This window comes from Baaleninema sp., assembly GCF_049974805.1.
GTDB lineage: Bacteria > Cyanobacteriota > Cyanobacteriia > Cyanobacteriales > Geitlerinemataceae > Baaleninema.
The window spans coordinates 27804-47843 of sequence record NZ_JBNGCO010000026.1; the positions used below are offsets into that span (position 1 = coordinate 27804).

Below are 20040 nucleotides of genomic sequence, written 5' to 3' on the forward strand. Positions count from 1 at the left end.
CATGTCTAACGCCGACTATTGGGAATCCGAAACCGCCCGTCAACCCTGGTTCGCCTCCCCCTCGGCGTCGGGGAAAAAACCGACTGATTCTGACGCCGATGTTCCCAACCTCTCGGATACCCTGGCGCAACTGAGAGCGATCGCCACTGATTTGGTTCCCGTAGAAGCCGCCCTCCTCTATCTCGGCGCCCTCCGCGAACCCGCCACCCTAGAAAATCGCGTCCGCCAATCCCCCGACAGCGCCTCGGGTGACTCCTCCCAATCCGCCGCCCCAGGCTATCTCGAAGAACTCGACGAAATCGAACGCCAGTTTCGCAGCGGCGACGGCGAAACCGTGGAATTGTGGCAGCAGTTACAAGCTGTCAACAACGAAATTCGCGTCAAACAACGCTGCGTTGAAGCCTTGTTTTGGCATTTAGCCTCGGGTGCGACGGGAGAACGCAGCGGCTTAGCCAGTGCGATCGATCGAATGCGCGATCGAACCTTGCAAGAAGAAGCCGAAATGCAGCGATCGGAGATCGATCGCCTTTCCCAACAACTTCCCGCCGACGCCCTCTCTCGCCAAGCGGTAAACCTCTTCAGCGACGCCGGACAAGCCGCCCTCGGCTTAATGTTAGAAATCGAACAGCGCCAGCGCGTCATCGAACGTCTCGTCCTCGACGATCGATCCGTTCCCGTCGCCGTTACCGTATTGTCGATCGTCTATAGCGTGGGAGTTGTCGGCTTTATCGTCCTGTTCGTATGGCTGTGGGGTGACGGCTTCCTCGTCGAATCCCTCGGCGATCGCAAACTCCCCCTCCTCGGCGTTCCCTGGCCGGTGTTAATCTGGAGTTTGTTCGGCAGCTTGACCGCGATCGTCTATCGCTTCCTTCACCGCCCCTTCCGCCGCCTCGGAGAAACCGCCAAATGGATGTGGATGCGCCCGATACAGGGTCTCTTGTTCGGTGGTGCCAGCTATCTGATATTAGAAGCCGGGTTGTCCGTATTGGTCGATCGCCTCGGCAGCGAAACCCCCCTTCCCCTCGCCGATCCCACCATTTTAGTCCTTTCGTTTTTAGTCGGATTTAGCGATCGACTCGCCCAAACCGCCTTTAGCTTCCTCGAACCGCAAAATTGAACAATAAATCAACCTTTCGAGGTCAGATCCCCGGCATCTCCAAGATGCCGGGGATCTCGCTTTGGGATCTCGCTTTTCTAGCTTTTCCGGGCCAAAATTCTCCCTGTCCTCTGTGTCTCGGTAGTGAATTTCTCCAAAGAATCAATCCCCGGACAACCCTTCCAATTTTTCCTTAATATCCGGATTGTACAACCGCAAATAATTCCAATAATTTCCCATCACCGAACTAATATATCCCTTCGTTTCCGGAAAAGGAATTTGAGACACAAAAACATCCGGGTCAGAAAACCCAAAACGAGAAATCCAATCATCAACATTGCCCGGACCAGCATTATAACTCGCCAGCGCAAACAACGTATTATTATCGTATTCATCGTGGGTATAATCCAGGTATAACGTACCCAAACGAATATTATCATCAGGATTTTCTAAATCCTTCGGGGCGGGTTCATCATTTTGCTCCGCAATCCATTCCCCCGTTTCATAAATCACCTGCATCAACCCCACCGCATCAGCGATCGAGCGAATTTCCGGCATAAACCGGGACTCCTGACGAATCAACGCCACCGTCAACAACGGATCGAGATCCCGTTGTTTCGACCAACTCAAAATCGACTCCTGAAACGGGAACGGATAAACCGCATACCAATACGCCGGATCGGATTTCAACGCCTCATATCTCGCCAATTCCTCCGGCGTATCGCGCCAGCCCAAACTCGTCAGCATAAAAATACTGTCGATATAATCCCCCACACTCTGACGTAAAATACCGTCGGTATACTGTTCGTCAACCGTAGGATTCATCGGATCGGGGAATTCCACCTGCCAGCGTTTCCAAGCCGCTTTCTCAAAGCCCAAAGCGTGGAGTTCTCGAGTCGCCATCGAACCCGCCGTCAATTCCGGACGTTCCTGCAAATTCGCGATCGCCGGAGAGATCGATCGAACCGTCGTAAAATTCCCCACATTCCAGCCCAACATCGACGCCGAACGCCAAGCATAATAAGACTCAGGATAAGTGTTCAAAACGTACTCGAACGCCGCCCGCGCGTCATCGGCTTCATCGAGGTTCTGCGCCCATTTCCCCACCCAAAACGCCGCTTCCGGGGCGAGATCGCTGTCCGGGTTTTCCGTCACAATTTGACGCGCCCAATCCCACGCCTTAGCGTAATTCCCCGAACTCGCTTGAGTTTGGGCGTTTTCCCAGCGAATTTCAGCAGCAGTGTCCGAATCGCTGTATTGCGTCAACACCGACTGACGGGCTTGTTGCGCCGAAGTGGAACTGTTGAGTTGCACCAAGACTTTCGATCGCTCCAACAGGGCTTCAGCGGCGCGATTGGGAAATCCCGCAATAACGCCATCGAGTAACGGAAGCGCCTCATCCGGTTCCACCATGCGGGAAAGCTTCAACAAACCCTCCGCCGTCTCCTTCGCCTCCGGAAACGTACTCGCTAACCGGCGATAAGCTTGGCGGGCGTCTTTTTTAAAACCGCCCAGTTGCAACCCTCGGGCGGTGCGATAGAGATTTCGCGAAGTTTCCGGGGCTTTCGCATAAGCTTTCCCCGCCTTCCCGTAAGTGATTTTTTCCCAATAACCAAACGCCACCCGTTCCCAATCCTCCGGCGTCAGGCGAGAATCGTGGGCGTCCACCAGTCGATCGAGCAGTTCCGTAATATTCTTCAAGTACAGATGAGTTGAAAGCAACCTCAACATCTCGAAATCCGTCGGATTGGCTTCGAGGCGTTTCAAAGCGATTTCGCCACTGCGAGGATGTCTCGGAAAATCCGCTAACGCGCGATCGAAATATTGCGAATCCGACTGTCCCAGTTCAAACAGAGCTTCCGCCACCACAGGATCGTCCGAAAACTCCGAAACCAGGATTTGCAGCGTTTCCCGGGCGGACTCAGGATTTCCAGCGAGTTTTTGCGCCTTCGCCCGTTGAAGCAGCACATATCCCGCCAAACGGGGATATTCCGCTTCCAAATTCTCCAAATACGTCAACGCCGCCTCCGGGGTGTTGGCGTCGATGGCGTTGACAGCCAGAACATAACGAGCGCGAGCGCGATCGAGTCCCGGGCTTCCGTTAGCGATCGCTTCCAACCTCACCTGACGTTCCCCAGGCGGGAGAGCCAGAGCTTGCAGAACCCTCGAATCCTCGAGATCGATCGTGACCTCATCACTGTCCGGCTTACTGGCGGAAACGCGCATCTTCGAGACCACCGCCCCCGTCAACAGAGCGCAGACGCCCAAGCCCAACACCAAAATCCATCCCGTTTTCCTTCGTTTCAACATCGATCGCCCTACCCCAGACTATTCCTTGGCAAATTGTAGCAACCCGTTCGGGAGATGGGGAGAAAGGGAGATCGAGAGAGGGAGAGAGGGGGAGACGAGGCGAAGCGATAACCTGTTAACGACCTTCCCTGTACCGCCACAAACAGATAACCAAACAACCATTCGTTATCAATTCTCAATTGTCAATTGTCAATTCCCTCACCATTCCTAGTACATTAAACAAGGTATCGCTTGAAAAAACGGATTCGACTTTGAATTAAAGATGACATTATCACCCCCATTGAACTTTCTAATCGGTGTGGGCGATTTCCCCACAATTCTCGCCACTGCAACCGAAGCCGCCGTCGAAGCAGAAGCCGACGGGCCAACGGTTTTAGGCGGCGTTCTTTTAAGTTTGGTCGTCATTTATCTGGCGAGTAAACTCGGCGGCGAAATCTTCTCCCGCCTGAATTTACCCCCCGTTCTCGGCGATCTCGTCGGCGGTGTTGTCGTCGGGGTTTCGGTGTTAAATTTAATCGTTTTTCCCGAAACCGGAGCAGAAGCCACTGATTCTTTAGTATTTCGCTTCATTCAAGCCACCAGCGACATCACACCCCAAACCCTAGCCGCCTCCTTCCACGCAGAAAGCGAGGTCATTAACATCCTTTCCGAACTTGGGGTGATTATCCTCCTGTTTGAAATCGGCTTAGAATCAGAACTCGGCGAACTGCTCAAATACGGGCCGCAAGCGGCCATCGTCGCCGTCGTCGGAGTCGCTGCACCCTTTGCCATGGGAACCGCCGGACTGATGACGATTTTCCACGTCGCCGCCATTCCCGCCATTTTCGCCGGAGCCGCCCTCACCGCTACCAGTATCGGCATTACCGCGAAAGTCCTCGCTGAAATTAACAAACTCAGTTCAAAAGAAGGTCAAATCATCATCGGCGCAGCCGTTCTCGACGACGTTTTGGGCATTATCGTCCTCGCCGTCGTCGCCAGCCTCGTCAAAACCGGAGAAGTGCAAGTCACCAGCATTCTCTACCTCACCGTCAGTGCGGGGGTATTTCTCATCGGTTCGATTCTCCTCGGACGTTTGTTAGCTCCCTATTTCCTCTCCCTCGTTAAAGAGTTAAAAACGCGCGGTCCGTTGCTCATCGCCTCCCTCATCGTGGTGTTTATCTTCTCCTACGTCGCCGCCGCCATTCAACTCGAATCGATTCTCGGAGCCTTCGCCGCCGGCTTGATTCTCGGCGAAACGGAGAAACAACACGAAATCGAAGAACAAGTGATTCCTGTGGCGGATATGCTGGTTCCGGTGTTCTTCGTCGTCGTCGGCGCCCGCACGGACTTAGCCGTTCTCAACCCGGCGGTTCCCAGTAACCGAGAAGGCTTGATTATCGCAACCTTCCTCATCGTCGTGGCGATTATCGGTAAAATCATCACCGGATATACCATTTTCGGCCAACCGGATACCAACAAACTCGCCGTTGGTGTGGGGATGATTCCCCGAGGCGAAGTCGGCTTAGTCTTCGCCGCCGTGGGTTCCGCCAGTGGAGCCTTGTCTGAAGCCTTAGAAGCTGCCATCGTGGTGATGGTCATCGTGACGACGTTCCTCGCACCGCCCTTGTTACGAGTCGTTCTCGAACGCGATGCCAAACCCGTCGAAGAAGCCCAAGGTTAGCGTGGTGCGATCGGGATAATGGGGTGATGAGGTGATGGGATAACCTGATGATGGGACGATCTGAAATTCCCTCACCTCCTCATCTCATCATCTCCTCATCTCCTCATCTCCTCATCTCCCAACTCAGCCGACTTCGACTTCAGAAGCGTCCACCTCCGTAGCGCCTTCGACTTCACTGGCGATACTGACAAGTTTATCGAGATCGTCTTGGGACGGAACAGTTCCTTTCAAGACCACTTTGCTGCCCAGTTGCGCCACCCACACTGTTTCGATATCGTCGGTATCGGGGTCGAGGTCGAAGGCGCGAACCACCCGCTTGGCTAACCCGCTTTGGTCGTATTTTCCATCGAGTCCCACTCGTTCCGGAGGAATCGGACCGCCTTCTTCGGGCGGTTCTGCTGCTTCTTCGGGGGACATGGAGGCTTCGGCTAAGGCGCCTCCGGCTTGTTCGACGGCTTCTTTAATGGGCATCGGCGGAAACTCGTAAGCGGTTTGTTCGTCTTCCTGCCCGAAAATTCGACTTAACCAACCCATAAAAAAGTTCTCCTAATGTTTTAATTTTTCAGCGTCGATACGCCCAATATGATAAAAGTATCGATCCAGGCTCTATGGCATTCTTAAGCAAAAAACAATGAAACACACGCTCTCAGTTTTGGTTGAAGACGAGGCGGGGGTGCTGACCCGGATTGCTGGATTGTTCGCCCGTCGAGGCTTTAACATTGAAAGTTTGGCGGTGGGTTCGGCAGAACAGGGCGGGATTTCTCGCATTACGATGGTCGTCAACGGCAACGACCAGGTCATCGAGCAAATCACCAAGCAACTCTACAAGCTGATTAACGTCATTAAGGTTCAGGACATCACCGACGTTCCCTGTGTGGAACGGGAACTGATGTTGATTAAGGTCAACGCCTCGAGTTCGACGCGATCGGAAATTGTGGAACTGGCTCAGATTTTCCGGGCGCGGATTGTAGATGTGGCGGACGATTCGCTGATTATTGAGGTCGTCGGCGACCCCGGTAAGATGGTGGCGTTCGTTCAGGTGTTACAGAAGTTCGGCATCCGCGAGGTGGCCAGAACTGGTAAGATTGCCCTGACTCGCGAGTCTGGGGTGAATACGGAGTTTCTGCGTTTGTCGGAAACGAAGGTATAAGGCTTGGCGTCGGGGGGCTTTGCCTACCCGACTGTTTTTTTGGGAAATGTTGTTTTTTATTCAATTTTTAACGAACGTTACATTTTGTTAAATATATATTGACAATCTTTTAATTATTTGTTAAATGATTTTTTATAAAAAAAGCAATATTAAATGATTTCCCACAACATTCCATTTAAGTAAATTACTGTATAAGATCCCCGGCATCTCCAAGATGCTGGGGATTTATTGTTGGGTTCCCCTTCGTTGCAGTCAACCTACCCAGAGCTTCGTGTTTTTTCAGGGTTTGATAAAGGTGAGATGCACCCTACACCAAGAATGTCTGAAACCCAGCTTAATCCCTAAGACAAATAGGTATAACTGCGAAGGCTCTGCTCGTAATTTTGCAGTAACAATTGAGACTCTTCAATGGAAATATTTCCCGATTGTAAGGCCGCTTCGCTGGACTTGCGAATACTTTCGAGGAGATCGTCGGCGTCGTACTCCACGTACTGCAAAACCTCCGTCATCGTATCCCCTTTGACTAAATGTTCGAGTTGATAACCGTTGGGAGTCAAGCGAACGTGAACGGCGTTCGTATCGCCGAAGAGGTTGTGGAGGTTTCCCATGATTTCCTGATAGGCGCCGACGAGGAACATTCCGAGGTAATAGGGTCGATCTCGTTCGAGGGGATGGAGTTCTAAAATCGACTTGGCGTTGAGTCGATCGATAAAGCGATCGATCTTCCCGTCGCTGTCGCAGGTTAAATCCGCCAACGTCGCCCGTTGCGTCGGTTCCTCGTGGAGACGGTGAATCGGGAGAATCGGAAAAAGCTGATTGATCGCCCAACTATCCGGCGCCGACTGAAAAATCGACAAATTCATATAGTAAATCGACGCCAAGGTTTTCTCGAGATCCTGCAACTCCTTAGGAACGTCGTCTCGATCGCGCACGATTTCGTAAACCTTCCGACAACAAGCCCAATACAACTGTTCCGCTTTCGCCCGTTCCGTAATACTCAAATAACCGAAGCTAAACAAACTCGTCGCCTCGTCTTTAAACTGAATCGCGTCGTGATAGGCTTCTTGAAAATTCTCCTGGTGAAGAGAAGCGTAAGTTTCCCGCAAGTTCCGTAAAATCAGATGTTCCTTCTCCTGAGACGGCGGTGGAACGGCGTTCGGGGCGTCGCTACTTCCCAAGACATCGAACACCAACACCGCATGATGAGAAGCGATCGCGCGTCCGCTTTCACTGATGAGCGTGGGGACAGCTCGATTTTTCTCCTCGCACGCCTCCTTCACCTCCGCCACAATATCGTTAGCGTAGTTTTGCATATTGTAGTTTTTCGAGGCGTAGAAATTGGTTTTCGAGCCGTCGTAATCCACCGCCAAACCGCCGCCCACATCAAGATAGTTCATGTTCGCGCCCAGTTGCGCCAACTCCACGTAAATCTGACTAGCTTCGCGAATGGCGTCTTTAATGGCGCTAATACAGGAAATTTGCGAACCGATGTGATAGTGCAGCAGTTGCAAACAATCGAGCATTTCCACATCGCGCAACCGCTGCACCGTCGCCACGATTTCCGAGATATCGAGGCCAAATTTGGCGCGATCGCCACTGGAACCGCCCCAGCGTCCGATTCCCCGGGCTTGAAGTTTCGCCCGAACCCCGAGGATGGGTTGAATTCCCAACTGTTGGCTGACGGCGATGGCGAGTTCGACCTCTTCGGGTTGTTCGAGGACGATAATGGGACGATGGCCCAAGCGGGTGGATAACATAGCCGTTTCGATGTAACCCCGATCCTTATAACCGTTACAAATGAGTAAGGAACCGGGGGTTTTGAGGGCGGCCAGGGCGATGAGAAGTTCGGGTTTGGAACCCGCTTCGAGTCCGAATTGATGGCGGTTTCCGAAGCGGACTAAATCTTCGATGACGTGGCGTTGTTGGTTGCACTTGACGGGAAACACGCCGCGATAGACGCCGGGGTAGTTGTAGCGGGCGATGGCTTTGGCGAAACAGGCGTTGAGCCGTTCGATACGGTCTTCGAGGATGTCGGGGAAGCGCAGCAATAGCGGGAGTTCCAGGTTGCGGCGTTTGAGGGCTTCGACCAGTTCGTACAAGTCCAAAGAACCGCCGCGATCGCCCTGGGGGGAGACGGTAACGTGGCCGGCGGCGTTAATTCCGAAATAGGGTTCGCCCCAGCCGTGAATGCGGTAGAGTTCTTCGCTATCTTCGATCGACCATTGACGGGTGTAATGTCCGTTTTCTTCCATCGATGCGATCGATGTTTGAGGCGTTGCTTGGGGCGTTGACCCGACCATATCCCTATCTCCTCACGAGGCCGTCGAGTCAACAGTGTATCGTATTCAGTCGAGGGTGATGGGGTGATGAGATGACGAGGTGATGAGATGATGGGAAGGGAGTCAAAAAACCCTGTGCCCTATTCCCCGTTCCCCCTTCCCTGGAAAAGTCTTAGGACGCTGTTAAATCAAAATACTCGTCGTCACCGACTCGGTTTCAGGGCTGTTGGTGTTTCCCTCGCGACGCTGCTGAACGGCGCTGAGATAGCGGTTCCAGAAGAGTTTCACCGTACTGGGGTTGACGCCGACAAGTTGCGCGATCAGTTCGTGGGGAATTTGACGCATATCCCGATAGGACAGCCATTGCGAGAGGTGACGCAGAATTTTATAGGCGCGTCGGAAGGAGGAGGGATCGCCGATAATCTCTTGTAGTTGCGAGATTTGTCCCATGCGAATTTGTAGGGCTTTCGATCGCCCTTGGCGGCTTTCCGGGGCGTGGAAGCGAATTTTTCCCGCCACGTAGACGCGGCTACAGTCGATGTCGTAATAGCCACCGACGAGGGCACCGGGAGGAATCCAATCGGCGTAAAAGCCTTTTTGGAGAATTAAACCGCCCTTCGAGTCCGGCGTCAGCGCCAGAATTTGTCCGCTTCGCAATAGAGAAAGTGGAAGCGAGATCGAGAGCGCCCGTGTTTTTTGAGAAGACTGATTATGATTGGCTTGCATGGCGACCCACCTACTGCCCGAATCCGATGTGCCTCTATTCGTTTTTACCCCATTTCCTACGTAAATGGGCCGTCGATCGATCCCCTTTTCTGAAAAAATACAGAATCGCTTCGCCCGTAAAGTTACGGAGAATCCGTGAGGTCAGGGAGTTTTGGGGATTTCAAACCCGTTTTCGGTCGATCGCAAATTGTAATCGCTAAAGATTTCATGAAGTTGTGCGGAACGTCCGGACGGGCGATTCGGACAGATTATCGAAAGTTTAACCGAGAATCGGTACCGCCTTTCGCCGTCGTGCGATCGCGCAGGGCGATCCTTAAGTGGCGACGTGGAATCCCCACTCACTTGCAACTATTTCCCTTTGGCGATCGTCGAATCTCAAGCGATCGAGATCGATCGAGCCGTGGCATTTTTCGAGCTAGTCCTTGCGGTCTCGTTATCACGTTTCTACTGTTGAGGCTTGTCGATACGTTCGACGATCGGCAGCGTTCCACAGCCGAAAACGTCCTGACTGCCACAGCCGAGACACCTATTCTACTTTTATTGTAGTACTTCCATCGAAAAGCCTTTTTAAATATTGATATTTGGTTTTTATCGTTTATTTAAAGTTAATATTGACAAATAAAACCCATTTTTCTTGATTTTAATCCATCTCAAAAAAATATTGTGCTGTTTAACCCTCTTTGACATCTCAAAGCTTTCGATGGGTACGGCACGATCGATATTGATTAATAAAAACTATATTATTCTAAATATTTATTTTTATAACTAATATTGCATTTCGTAAAAACTTCAGTAGATTTACGGAGGTTATCAGTTAATACAGAGTTGTAGTTCCCTCAAAAGGAAGAGACTTTCAGATAACGAAGTATCACTTCGCTCGATCGTGCCGCGATCCCGTTAAGGATAGAAAAGCTGGCGAGATTGATTTAGGAGGTTGTACCGTTCGTTCAAGCATTTTTGAATCACAATTCATTAAACTTCTCTGTAATTTTCTAGCCTTAGCCTTGTCGAATTCAGCGCGAGGTTTGATTCTCGAGCGCTCTCGTGAAAGGGTTCGATCGATGCCATAAACTGTGCGAATCAAGAACGCCGCCGAACTCAGCCAAATCGGAGAATTATCTAAAGCGACTGACTTTCACTGCCCTATTTACCGTTTTTCTCGAGTTCATCTCTAAACTCTCGAGAAAAGCTCTTGAAGGATTGCCTGATTTGCCAAATACAACCCAAAATTATCATCTTCTTTGTTGAGAAAAGAGAAGAGAGGGGGTTTGTCTGACTCGAACCCAACCGTTCGATTCCGAGAAGCCTCGACGATAGCGTTCGCCCAAAAAATCCATACTCGAAATATGAATTCTCCTCTATCTCAATAGACGAGAATAAGTTTCCCGTTGCTAATTTGTGGCGCTTGCAGTCGATCGAACCCAAAAATCATACCTCTCAGCTATAGCTCAAACCGCATAAAAAGTAGGAGAAAAACATGGATTCTCACCAAGAACGAGATCGATTTAGTCCGATTTCTAGCGATCGTCCGTTTCGTCCCTTATCGACGAAAGACGAATCGCTCTTCAAACTCGGATCGGACTTAACGGAACTCTCCCAAGAATACGAAAACTTTATAGAAGGAGGCGGATCTGACGATTTCGAGCCGAGTAACCCGCTCATCCAAGTCGGCGACGATATCGAAGACACAGCCGATGTTCCCGTAGTGGCGATCGAAGCCGTCGCATCAGGAGAAACAGAGGTTCTCATCAGGGATCTCGAAGCCCTAGGATTACAAAATTCCGTTTCCTTTGGGCGAATCGCCAACGGCTTATTACCGATCGATGCCCTAGAAAACCTCGAAAATCTAAATACCTTAAAATTTGCCCGACCCGCTTACCGACCCGTCACCAACATCGGCGCGACCACCAGTCAAGGCGATATTTCCATGCGATCGGATATCGCTCGCAACACCTTTGGCGTAGACGGAAGCGGTGTAACCGTTGGCGCTCTCTCAGATAGCTACGACTTTCTAGGCGATGCAGATAAAGACGTTGTTTCCGGAGATCTTCCCGGCGTGGGCAACCCTTTCGGTAATACAACCCCCGTAAACGTTCTGAGGGACTTATCCTCTGGAAGCGACGAAGGTCGGGCAATATTGCAACTGGTTCACGACGTAGCACCCGGTGCAGAGTTAGCCTTTCACACGGCAAATTTAGATGACGATACCGCGTTGGCAGGGGAAGACTATACGGCGCAAAGTGGTACGTTAACCTTTGTAGGGGGTGACCAACGAAAGAGATCGTCATCGAAATCTTCGGCGATACCGACTTTGAATCGGACGAAACCTTCTTTGTCGATTTGAGTAATGCCACGAATGCCGATCTTAACGATAATCAAGGTATCGGAACCATTCTCAACGATGACCCGCAGCCGGGTGGAGACGATGTCGGCGAAACTCCGGGAGTTGGAGGCCCCGACGATGAAGAAAGCCCCGGAAACGGTGGTGGCGATGAAGGGGGTGAAATGCCGACCGTTGGCGACGAAACCCACGAAACTATCCACGGCGGTGAAGGAGTGGCAGATGGTTCGCTCTTCGCAAGTCGCTCGATCGCTCCCGATATTACGGGAACTTCCGGAAGCGATCGGCTGACGGAAACGAACGGAGACGACAACTTGTTTGACTGGGAAGGTACGGATGTTTTGACGGGAGGCGAAGGTTTCGATCGCTTTGTTTATACCAGTCCGGACGATGGATTGGATATTCTCACGGATTTCGCCCTCGGTCGAGATCGCATCGATCTCAGCCATCTCGGAATCGATGAAACGCACCTCCGCTTTGCAGATACAGTTTTCGGAACTTTGGTTTCGATCGATCCCGATGGCTCCGGTCTCCGTGGATGGTAAATGTCCTTGTTTGTCCGAGGTGCAGGCGTGAACGCCAATACCCTCGAAAACCCCGATAATTTCCTGTGGTAACGCACCGGATAGTCGATCGCGTTCGGGTCGCGGACCCTTGCGCGATCGACACTTGAGGTTTGCCCCCTTCTGGCTTCACGATTCCTGAAGCAGAAGGGGTTTTTCGCGATCGCATCCCAATAGAATCGCCGCGACTACCAAAACATATGGTTGAGAAAAGACCCAAACAGCTTCAACTCGTCCGGTTCCCGATAATCCGGCGGTAGCAGTGCTTCTAACCGTTCTCGAACCGCTTCGATAACCGCTTGAACCTGGCGAGATTTCGGCCGTTTCGCCTGGGGAACCGCGATCGCCTCCCCAAAACGCAGCGTCAGGGTTTTGCGGAAATATAAATCCTCGGTACCAATTAAAGCAATGGGAACGATGGGAACCCCCGATCTCAGGGCGTAAGTGGCGACGCCTCGCTTGAGGGGAAGCAGTTTTCCTTCTTCGGTTCCCAGCTTTCCTTCCGGGAACAGTAACAGCGAATCGCCGTTGTTAAACACCGCTTGCACGGATCGATCGAGCTGACGCAACATTTCGATCGAACTCCCATCGGGAACGTCTTGCTGAATCTTCTCCGCCAACTCTGCCAAATCCTCCCGTCCCGATTTCGCCCCAGCAATCACCGCTTTTTCCTCTTTCCACCAGCGGTTGAGGGGAATCACTCCTTGCGCCCACTGCAAAATTGCCCGTTTCCAAGGGGCGTTGTAGAGCGATCGCGCGTCGCCGAGAACGTAACAATACGGAGACGCCGGAATTTCCCCTAAAATCAACAGCGGATCGATATGGTTGAGATGGTTCGCCACCAACAACACCGGCCCTTCCGGTAACAAATGGGCGTTTTCCACCTTGACTCGGAACAGCAAACGCACCAGCCATCGCAAAATCCAGCGTCGCAGATGTCCGTTCGCCCGTCGAGGCGGTTTCCCTAAACCGATTTCTTGCGTAATATCGAACGCCTCTTCCGTGGCTTGGCGCACCTCGCGATCGATCGCCGCTTCCCAACCTTCCCGGGCCCGCTGCACTGTATCCGGCGTCAACGGCGGTAACGATTCCGGTAACGATTCAGAAGAACGCTCTTTAGGCTTCGTCGCAACGGTCATTTGCAAGTTTCCTCGGGCGATGGGTTTGTTTAAAATGGCGTATTCCAACCTTAGATTACGAGAGTTTGCCCCCCCAATCTCCTCAATTTCGCACAGTTGCCCCAGTGTCACCCTTCCCAAACGGGCGATCTCGCTCCTTTCCCCCTCCTTCGCAGACAGTTGCAACATTGGCACGATCGAACCCATCTCAGCGTTACCATAGGATCTCGTTCCCTCACGAGTTTCATCGAACCACCGCTTATGTCTTTCGTCGGCTTGCACATCCACAGCGACTACAGCCTCCTCGACGGCGCCAGTCAACTGTCACCGCTGATCGATCGCGCCTTAGAATTGGGAATGCCTGCCATCGCCCTCACCGATCACGGCGTCATGTACGGCGCGGCGCAACTGGTGAAACTCTGTCGTGGCAAAGGCATCAAACCCATCATCGGCAACGAGATGTACGTCATCAACGGCGACATCACCAAACAAGAACGACGCCCTCGTTACCACCAAGTCGTTCTCGCCAAAAACAACCAGGGTTACAAAAACCTCGTCAAACTCACCACCATTTCCCACCTCGAAGGATACCAAGGCAAAGGCATTTTCGCCCGTCCTTGCATTAACAAAGACTTCCTCGAACAATATAAAGAAGGACTCATCGTCACGAGTGCCTGTTTGGGGGGCGAAATTCCCCAAGCCATCCTCAAAAACAAACCCGACGTCGCCCGTCGGATTGCCAAGTGGTACAAAGAGGTTTTCGGAGAGGATTTTTACCTAGAAATTCAAGACCACGGGTCTCCAGAAGACCGCGTGGTCAACGTGGAAATCGTCAAAATCGCCCGAGAACTGGACATTAAAATTATCGCCACCAACGATTCTCACTATATTTCCTGCAACGACGTCGAAGCCCACGACGCCCTGTTATGTATCCAAACGGGGAAACTCATCACGGAAGACAAACGCCTTCGCTATAGCGGCACGGAATATTTAAAAACCGCCGAAGAGATGGCGCAACTATTTCGCGATCACCTCAGCGACGAGGTGATTCAAGAAGCCATCCACAACACCTTAGAAGTCGCCGAAAAAGTCCAACCTTACGACCTCTTTGGCGACACGCGAATTCCCGATTTTCCCATTCCCGCCGGCCATACCGCCGATACTTACCTGGAAAAAGTCACCTGGGAAGGATTGCTCGATCGACTCAACGCCAAAAGTCACGCCGAACTGAAGCCCGAATATAAAGAACGGCTCGAATACGAGCTAAAAATGATGCAGCAAATGGGCTTTTCCACCTACTTCCTCGTGGTTTGGGATTACATTAAATTCGCCAGAGATAACCACATCCCCGTCGGACCCGGACGGGGTTCGGCGGCGGGGTCGTTGGTGGCCTATTCGCTACGAATTACGAACATCGATCCGGTTCACCACGGCTTACTGTTCGAGCGATTTTTGAACCCAGAACGGAAGTCTATGCCCGATATCGATACAGACTTTTGTATCGAACGGCGGGACGAAATGATTCAGTACGTCACGCAAAAGTACGGAAAAGAAAAGGTCGCGCAAATTGTTACTTTTAACCGCATGACCTCGAAAGCGGTGTTAAAAGACGTGGCGCGGGTGTTGAATATTCCCTACAAACAAGCCGATGTTATGGCGAAAATGATTCCGGTTTCTCGGGGTAAGCCGGAGAAATTAAAAGTAATGATTTCCGACGATACGCCGGAACCGGAGTTTAAAAAAGCCTACGATACCGACCCCATTGTGAAGCGTTGGCTCGATATGGCAATTCGCATTGAAGGGACTAACAAATCGACTGGAGTTCACGCGGCGGGGGTGATTATTTCTGCCGATCCGATTGATGAAATTGTGCCGTTGCAATATAATAAAGAAGGAGGGGTTACGACTCAGTATCCGATGGAAGATTTGGAATCCATGGGAATGCTGAAAATGGATTTCTTGGGCTTGAAAAACTTGACGATGATTCAAAAAACGTTGGATCTCATCGAGCAAACTCAAGGATATCGCATCGACCCGGACGATTTAGCCTCTCAGGAACGAAAAGCACAATCGATCGCCGCCCGCAGCGAAGACCACAAACTTCCAAAAGATATTCAAAAGACCTACAAACTGTTAGCAGAAGGGAAGTTAGAAGGGATTTTCCAACTGGAATCTTCGGGAATGCGTCAGGTGGTACGGGATTTGAAACCCTCTTGTATTGACGATATTTCCTCGATTTTGGCGTTGTATCGTCCCGGTCCGCTGGATGCGGGGCTGATTCCTAAGTTTATTAACCGCAAACATGGTTTGGAGGCGATCGAATACGACCATCCCATGTTGGAGTCGATTCTTCAGGAAACTTACGCCGTTATGGTGTATCAAGAGCAGATTATGAAAATCGCTCAAGATATGGCGGGGTATTCCTTGGGAGAAGCGGATTTGCTGCGTCGCGCCATGGGTAAGAAAAAGATGGCGGAGATGCAGAAACATCGCGGTATTTTTATCGACGGTTCGGCGAAAAATGGGGTCGATCGCAAAACTGCTGAAGCCCTCTTCGAGCAGATGGTGAAGTTCGCTGAATATTGTTTTAATAAATCCCACTCAATGGCTTACGGATATGTCACTTATCAAACGGCATATCTCAAAGCCAACTATCCCGTCGAATACATGGCCGCCCTGTTAACCGCCAACAGCGGCAGCCAAGACAAAGTTCAAAAATATATCGCCACCTGTACCAACATGAGTATAGAGGTGGAACCGCCCGATATTAATCGATCGAACGTCGATTTTACCCCCGTGGACGGAAAACGCATTCTCTTCGGACTCTCGGCGGTGCGAAACGTCGGACAAGGGGCGATCGACTGCATCCTCAAAACCCGAAACAAAGACGGCGACTTTGAATCCCTGGCGGATTTGTGCGATCGCGTCGATCTCCACGCCGTCAACCGTCGCGCCTTAGAAGCCCTCATCCAATGCGGCGCCTTCGACAAACTCAACCCCAATCGCAAACAACTGATGGAATACCTCGATACCGTCATGGATTGGGCGCAATCCCGGGCCAAAGACCGGGCGACGGGTCAGTTCAACCTCTTCGACCAAATCGGACTCGGTGGCGAAGAGAACCATACCCGCGACGAAAACGGTTTCGACGGACTCCCCGAACCGCCCCAGGTTCCTGATTTCGAGCCGATGGAAAAACTCAAACTGGAAAAAGAACTTCTCGGCTTCTACGTCTCCGACCATCCCCTCAAGTCGATTCAGAAAAGCTCCCGACTCCTGGCGCCGATTAGCCTCAACGAACTCGGCGATCGACCGGAAAAAACCACCGTCAGCGCCATCGTCATGTTGAGCAGCCTCAAACCGATTATCACCAAAAAAGGCGATCGCATGGCGATCGTAGAAGTCGAAGACCTCACCGGAGGTGCCGAAGGCGTCGTCTTCCCCAAAGCCTACGAACGCATCGGCCAAATGCTGACTGAAGACGCGCGACTCATCGTCTGGGGTAAAATCGAGCGTCGCGACGATCGCCCCCAATTAATTATCGAAGACGCCGAAATCATCGAACGGGTGCAGATGGTGATGGTGAAGCTAACCCCGGAACAAGCCGGAGACATTCAAGAACGCAACCGCCTGCGGGACGTGATTCGCACCCAAGTCGGCGAAAATACCGAATCCAAAGTTCCCGTCATCGGCGTTATCGCCAGCGGACACCAACGCCAATTCGTCCGGTTGGGGGCGCAGTTCCGAGTCCCCGACTGCGAACGTGCGGTTGGAGCCTTAACCGTCGCCGGATTCCCCGCGCGACCTTATGCGTTGGCGCGATCGTAACCTCAACGGAGGGGGAGAGGGGGAAATAGGGAGAGGAAGAGATGGGATTGAGCGACTTTCAGCGACCTTTGGGCGCCCGCGTCACAGCACCCTACCACTGTTCCCCGTTCCCCGTTCCCTATCAATGCCCAAGAACGACGCCAGGTCAGGGTGGTGTGGAGACCTAGAGGGCGGATAAAACTGATACTATAGCAGATCGAGCGTGCGGTTAGCGTTCGCCCTGCTGCCCAAAGCCTTGCTGCTTATTACGATGGAAGGAGGAAGAGTCCTTGTCTCGCCGCTATCTTTTTACTTCGGAGTCCGTCACTGAAGGACATCCTGACAAAATCTGCGACCAAATTTCCGATACCATTCTCGACGAGCTGTTGGCACAAGACCCCAGCAGTCGCGTCGCGGCGGAAGTGGTGGTCAACACCGGTTTGGTATTAATTACCGGGGAAATCACCTCGAACGCCAAAGTGGATTACGTGAAAGTCGCACGGCAGAAAATTGCTGAAATCGGCTACACGGACGCCGAAAACGGCTTTTCTGCCAATAGCTGCTCGGTTCTCGTGGCACTCGACGAGCAATCGTCCGACATCGCCCAGGGGGTGGACGCTGCCCACGAACGCCGGGAAGAAGCCAGCGACGCCGAACTCGACGAAGTGGGTGCTGGAGATCAAGGGTTGATGTTCGGGTTCGCCTGCGACGAAACCCCCGAATTCATGCCTTTGCCGATTAGTTTGGCGCACCGTCTGTCTCGCCGTCTGGCGGCGGTTCGCAAAACTGGGGAACTGTCCTATTTGCGTCCGGACGGGAAAACCCAAGTCACCGTCATTTACGAAGATGGCAAACCCATCGGTATCGATACGATTCTGGTTTCGACGCAACACACGCCCACGATCGACCATCTTAGCGATGAGAAGTCGGTGCGGGAGAAAATTCAAGCCGATTTGTGGACGGCGGTGGTACAGCCGGTATTTTCGGATATCGACGTGAAACCCGACGATCGCACTCGTTTCTTGGTCAACCCCACCGGAAAATTCGTCATCGGCGGTCCTCAAGGGGATTCCGGCTTAACGGGTCGTAAAATTATCATCGACACTTACGGCGGTTACTCCCGTCACGGTGGCGGTGCCTTCTCCGGTAAGGACCCCACGAAGGTCGATCGTAGCGCCGCTTACGCTTGTCGCCATATCGCGAAAAACATTGTCGCGGCTGAACTGGCGGAAAAATGCGAAGTTCAGGTCAGTTACGCCATCGGCGTCGCGCAACCGACGAGCATCTTCATCGAAACCTTCGGTACGGGTAAGGTGGACGAAGATAAACTGCTCGAAGTGGTTAAGGAAAACTTCGAGTTGCGTCCGGCTGGAATTATCCAAACCTTCGATTTACGCAACCTTCCCGGGGAACGGAACGGCCGCTTTTTCCAAGAGACGGCGGCTTACGGCCACATGGGACGCCCGGATCTCGATCTGCCTTGGGAACGCTTGGATAAAGTCGAGGTGTTGAAAAAGGCGTTCAGTCCGGCGGTGTCGGCCTCTGCCTAATTTCCGATTTCGCTGAATTTTTCGGTTTTTGTCAGTCTGGAGCGTTGCTTCAGGCTGATTTTTTTTTGGCGTTTCCCATCGTTTCGATAAGCTGGGTTTGAACACGCGCTCACCACAGAGGCACAGAGAACACAGAGGTTTTTGTAGGATTCGGCGAAACGGCTGTTTGAGATGCGGATTCTCTATCAAGTTATAGTTATTAATAACTTTTTAGGGTTTTAGTTTTTATAACATAAAAGGGACTTCAGAGGGAGTGCATCTCACTTTTGTAAAAATATGAGTTTGCCGTAGGTTGGGTGGAGCGATAGCGAAACCCAACAACAGCTCAATTCAGTGCAGAGACAGTGCAGAGACTCCGATCTGATAAATTTACATTGTTGAGATGCCCCCCTTCAGAGGGGGTCTCGAACCTGGACAACAGGTGTTAGAAGCCGTACCGACAAACACTATAGAGTCGCCATAAAATAGCGTTTGTCGTGGATTTGTAAGGGTTTAGCAGCCAAAGCGACAGAAGTGGGTTAAGTTTTTGGGGTGAAGTTTTTCGGGATTTAAAAACAAGGAAAATCGCATTTAAAAAATTTGCAACAAAAAACTCTTGCTTTTTTTTGAAGAGATTGGCTAGAATATTTGGCAAGTGTTTGGCAATTCAGAAAAAACCAAATTTCAAAAAGTCCCTCGAACAGAGTTGCGTTTCGAGACCAGGAAAATCTTGTCAAATTTTGAATTCAACTTGTATTTTTCCGATTTTGACCCCAGTTCATTTGACAAAAACCCTATAAAAATTAAGAAAAAACTATGAGCCAAGCCATTCAAGGGCGAGTTTTTGTACTCGGCTGCCCCCGTTCGGGAACGACATTGTTACAGGCGTTAATGACCGCTCATCCTGACGTCACCTCGTTTCCCGAAACACTGTTTTTCATGAAAGCGTTCGGTCGTGTCGAACACCGAATTTTTGGAACTTCTCCCGAGGGGATTCGCGAGACTGTCGCCGACTGGCGTGACAGTTGGCTACTGGCTAGAGATATCTTGCCGAAACGCTATCGCCACCGAGTTGCCAAGCGAATGCAACAGTTCCTCGCCGATATCGATCGCGAAGACTTGTTGTCGTTGATGCCTCGAGAGTCTTCCTCGTCTCGGGAATGGGTGAATGGGTTCGTTCACTTAATGGACCGGGTGACGATCGATCGCGGTAAAAGCGTCTGGCTCGAAAAAACGCCGTATCACCTGTACTATATCGATCGCATTCAGCACTATCTCCCCGACGCTCGCTTTATTCACATCGTCCGCAACGGCATCGATGTCGTCGCTTCGCTCTACGACGCCGCACAGAAGTATCTCGGCGAGGATATCGGCGCCACCCAAACCCATATCAACTCCTATCTCGATATGGATAAGTGCATCCAACAGTGGAATCGCGCTGTGGCGACGACGGAAAAACAC

General features: G+C 51.7%; 13 protein-coding genes. 8 read left to right on the forward strand and 5 right to left on the reverse strand.

Annotated elements, in window-relative coordinates; translation table 11 throughout:
- The first annotated feature begins 1 nt into the window (after position 1).
- Positions 2 to 1117, forward strand: coding sequence for a hypothetical protein (locus ACP5D4_RS07450; RefSeq protein ID WP_428010999.1), 1116 nt, complete (start codon positions 2 to 4; stop codon positions 1115 to 1117).
- Between the two features lie 141 nt (positions 1118 to 1258).
- On the opposite strand, the gene ACP5D4_RS07455 is transcribed toward ACP5D4_RS07450, so the two are convergent.
- On the reverse strand, positions 1259 to 3406 hold the full coding sequence (locus ACP5D4_RS07455; protein WP_428011000.1) for a transglycosylase SLT domain-containing protein: 2148 nt from the start codon (positions 3404 to 3406) through the stop codon (positions 1259 to 1261).
- Between the two features lie 262 nt (positions 3407 to 3668).
- Here ACP5D4_RS07455 and ACP5D4_RS07460 point away from each other — a divergent pair, with 262 nt between their 5' ends.
- Positions 3669 to 5066: a cation:proton antiporter gene (locus ACP5D4_RS07460; protein ID WP_428011001.1), complete on the forward strand. Its 1398-nt coding sequence runs from the start codon at positions 3669 to 3671 to the stop codon at positions 5064 to 5066.
- A 123-nt stretch (positions 5067 to 5189) separates the two neighbouring features.
- On the opposite strand, the gene ACP5D4_RS07465 is transcribed toward ACP5D4_RS07460, so the two are convergent.
- Positions 5190 to 5600: a BON domain-containing protein gene (locus ACP5D4_RS07465; protein ID WP_428011002.1), complete on the reverse strand. Its 411-nt coding sequence runs from the start codon at positions 5598 to 5600 to the stop codon at positions 5190 to 5192.
- A 97-nt stretch (positions 5601 to 5697) separates the two neighbouring features.
- On the opposite strand from ACP5D4_RS07465, the gene ilvN reads away from it, so the two are divergent.
- A complete protein-coding gene (ilvN, locus tag ACP5D4_RS07470; protein WP_428011003.1) occupies positions 5698 to 6216 on the forward strand; it encodes an acetolactate synthase small subunit in 519 nt (172 codons plus the stop codon).
- Between the two features lie 341 nt (positions 6217 to 6557).
- On the opposite strand, the gene speA is transcribed toward ilvN, so the two are convergent.
- Together speA and ACP5D4_RS07480 are read right to left on the reverse strand one after the other, a co-directional pair.
- On the reverse strand, positions 6558 to 8516 hold the full coding sequence (gene speA, locus ACP5D4_RS07475; protein ID WP_428011004.1) for a biosynthetic arginine decarboxylase: 1959 nt from the start codon (positions 8514 to 8516) through the stop codon (positions 6558 to 6560).
- 162 nt (positions 8517 to 8678) lie between these two features.
- Positions 8679 to 9221, reverse strand: coding sequence for a hypothetical protein (locus ACP5D4_RS07480; RefSeq protein WP_428011005.1), 543 nt, complete (start codon positions 9219 to 9221; stop codon positions 8679 to 8681).
- Between the two features lie 1477 nt (positions 9222 to 10698).
- On the opposite strand from ACP5D4_RS07480, the gene ACP5D4_RS07485 reads away from it, so the two are divergent.
- Positions 10699 to 11565 (forward strand): hypothetical protein, encoded by an 867-nt coding sequence (locus tag ACP5D4_RS07485; protein WP_428011006.1) that lies wholly within the window; start codon positions 10699 to 10701, stop codon positions 11563 to 11565.
- The gene (locus ACP5D4_RS07490) at positions 11562 to 12107 is read left to right on the forward strand and encodes a M10 family metallopeptidase C-terminal domain-containing protein (RefSeq protein ID WP_428011007.1); all 546 of its coding nucleotides are present in this window, start codon (positions 11562 to 11564) and stop codon (positions 12105 to 12107) included. Before ACP5D4_RS07485 ends, ACP5D4_RS07490 begins: the two co-directional genes overlap by 4 nt.
- Before the next feature lie 206 nt (positions 12108 to 12313).
- Here the strand turns inward: ACP5D4_RS07490 and ACP5D4_RS07495 are convergent, their stop codons facing one another.
- On the reverse strand, positions 12314 to 13264 hold the full coding sequence (locus ACP5D4_RS07495; RefSeq protein ID WP_428011008.1) for a lysophospholipid acyltransferase family protein: 951 nt from the start codon (positions 13262 to 13264) through the stop codon (positions 12314 to 12316).
- A gap of 240 nt (positions 13265 to 13504) precedes the next feature.
- On the opposite strand from ACP5D4_RS07495, the gene ACP5D4_RS07500 reads away from it, so the two are divergent.
- From ACP5D4_RS07500 to ACP5D4_RS07510, 3 genes are all read left to right on the forward strand, one after another.
- Entirely contained in the window at positions 13505 to 17071 is a 3567-nt protein-coding gene (locus tag ACP5D4_RS07500) for a DNA polymerase III subunit alpha (RefSeq protein ID WP_428011009.1), read from the forward strand.
- Positions 17072 to 17340: 269 nt separating this feature from the next.
- A complete protein-coding gene (gene metK / locus ACP5D4_RS07505; protein ID WP_428011010.1) occupies positions 17341 to 18600 on the forward strand; it encodes a methionine adenosyltransferase in 1260 nt (419 codons plus the stop codon).
- A 795-nt stretch (positions 18601 to 19395) separates the two neighbouring features.
- Positions 19396 to 20040, forward strand: a 645-nt coding sequence (locus ACP5D4_RS07510) for a sulfotransferase family protein (protein ID WP_428011011.1), incomplete at its 3' end; no start/stop codon positions are given.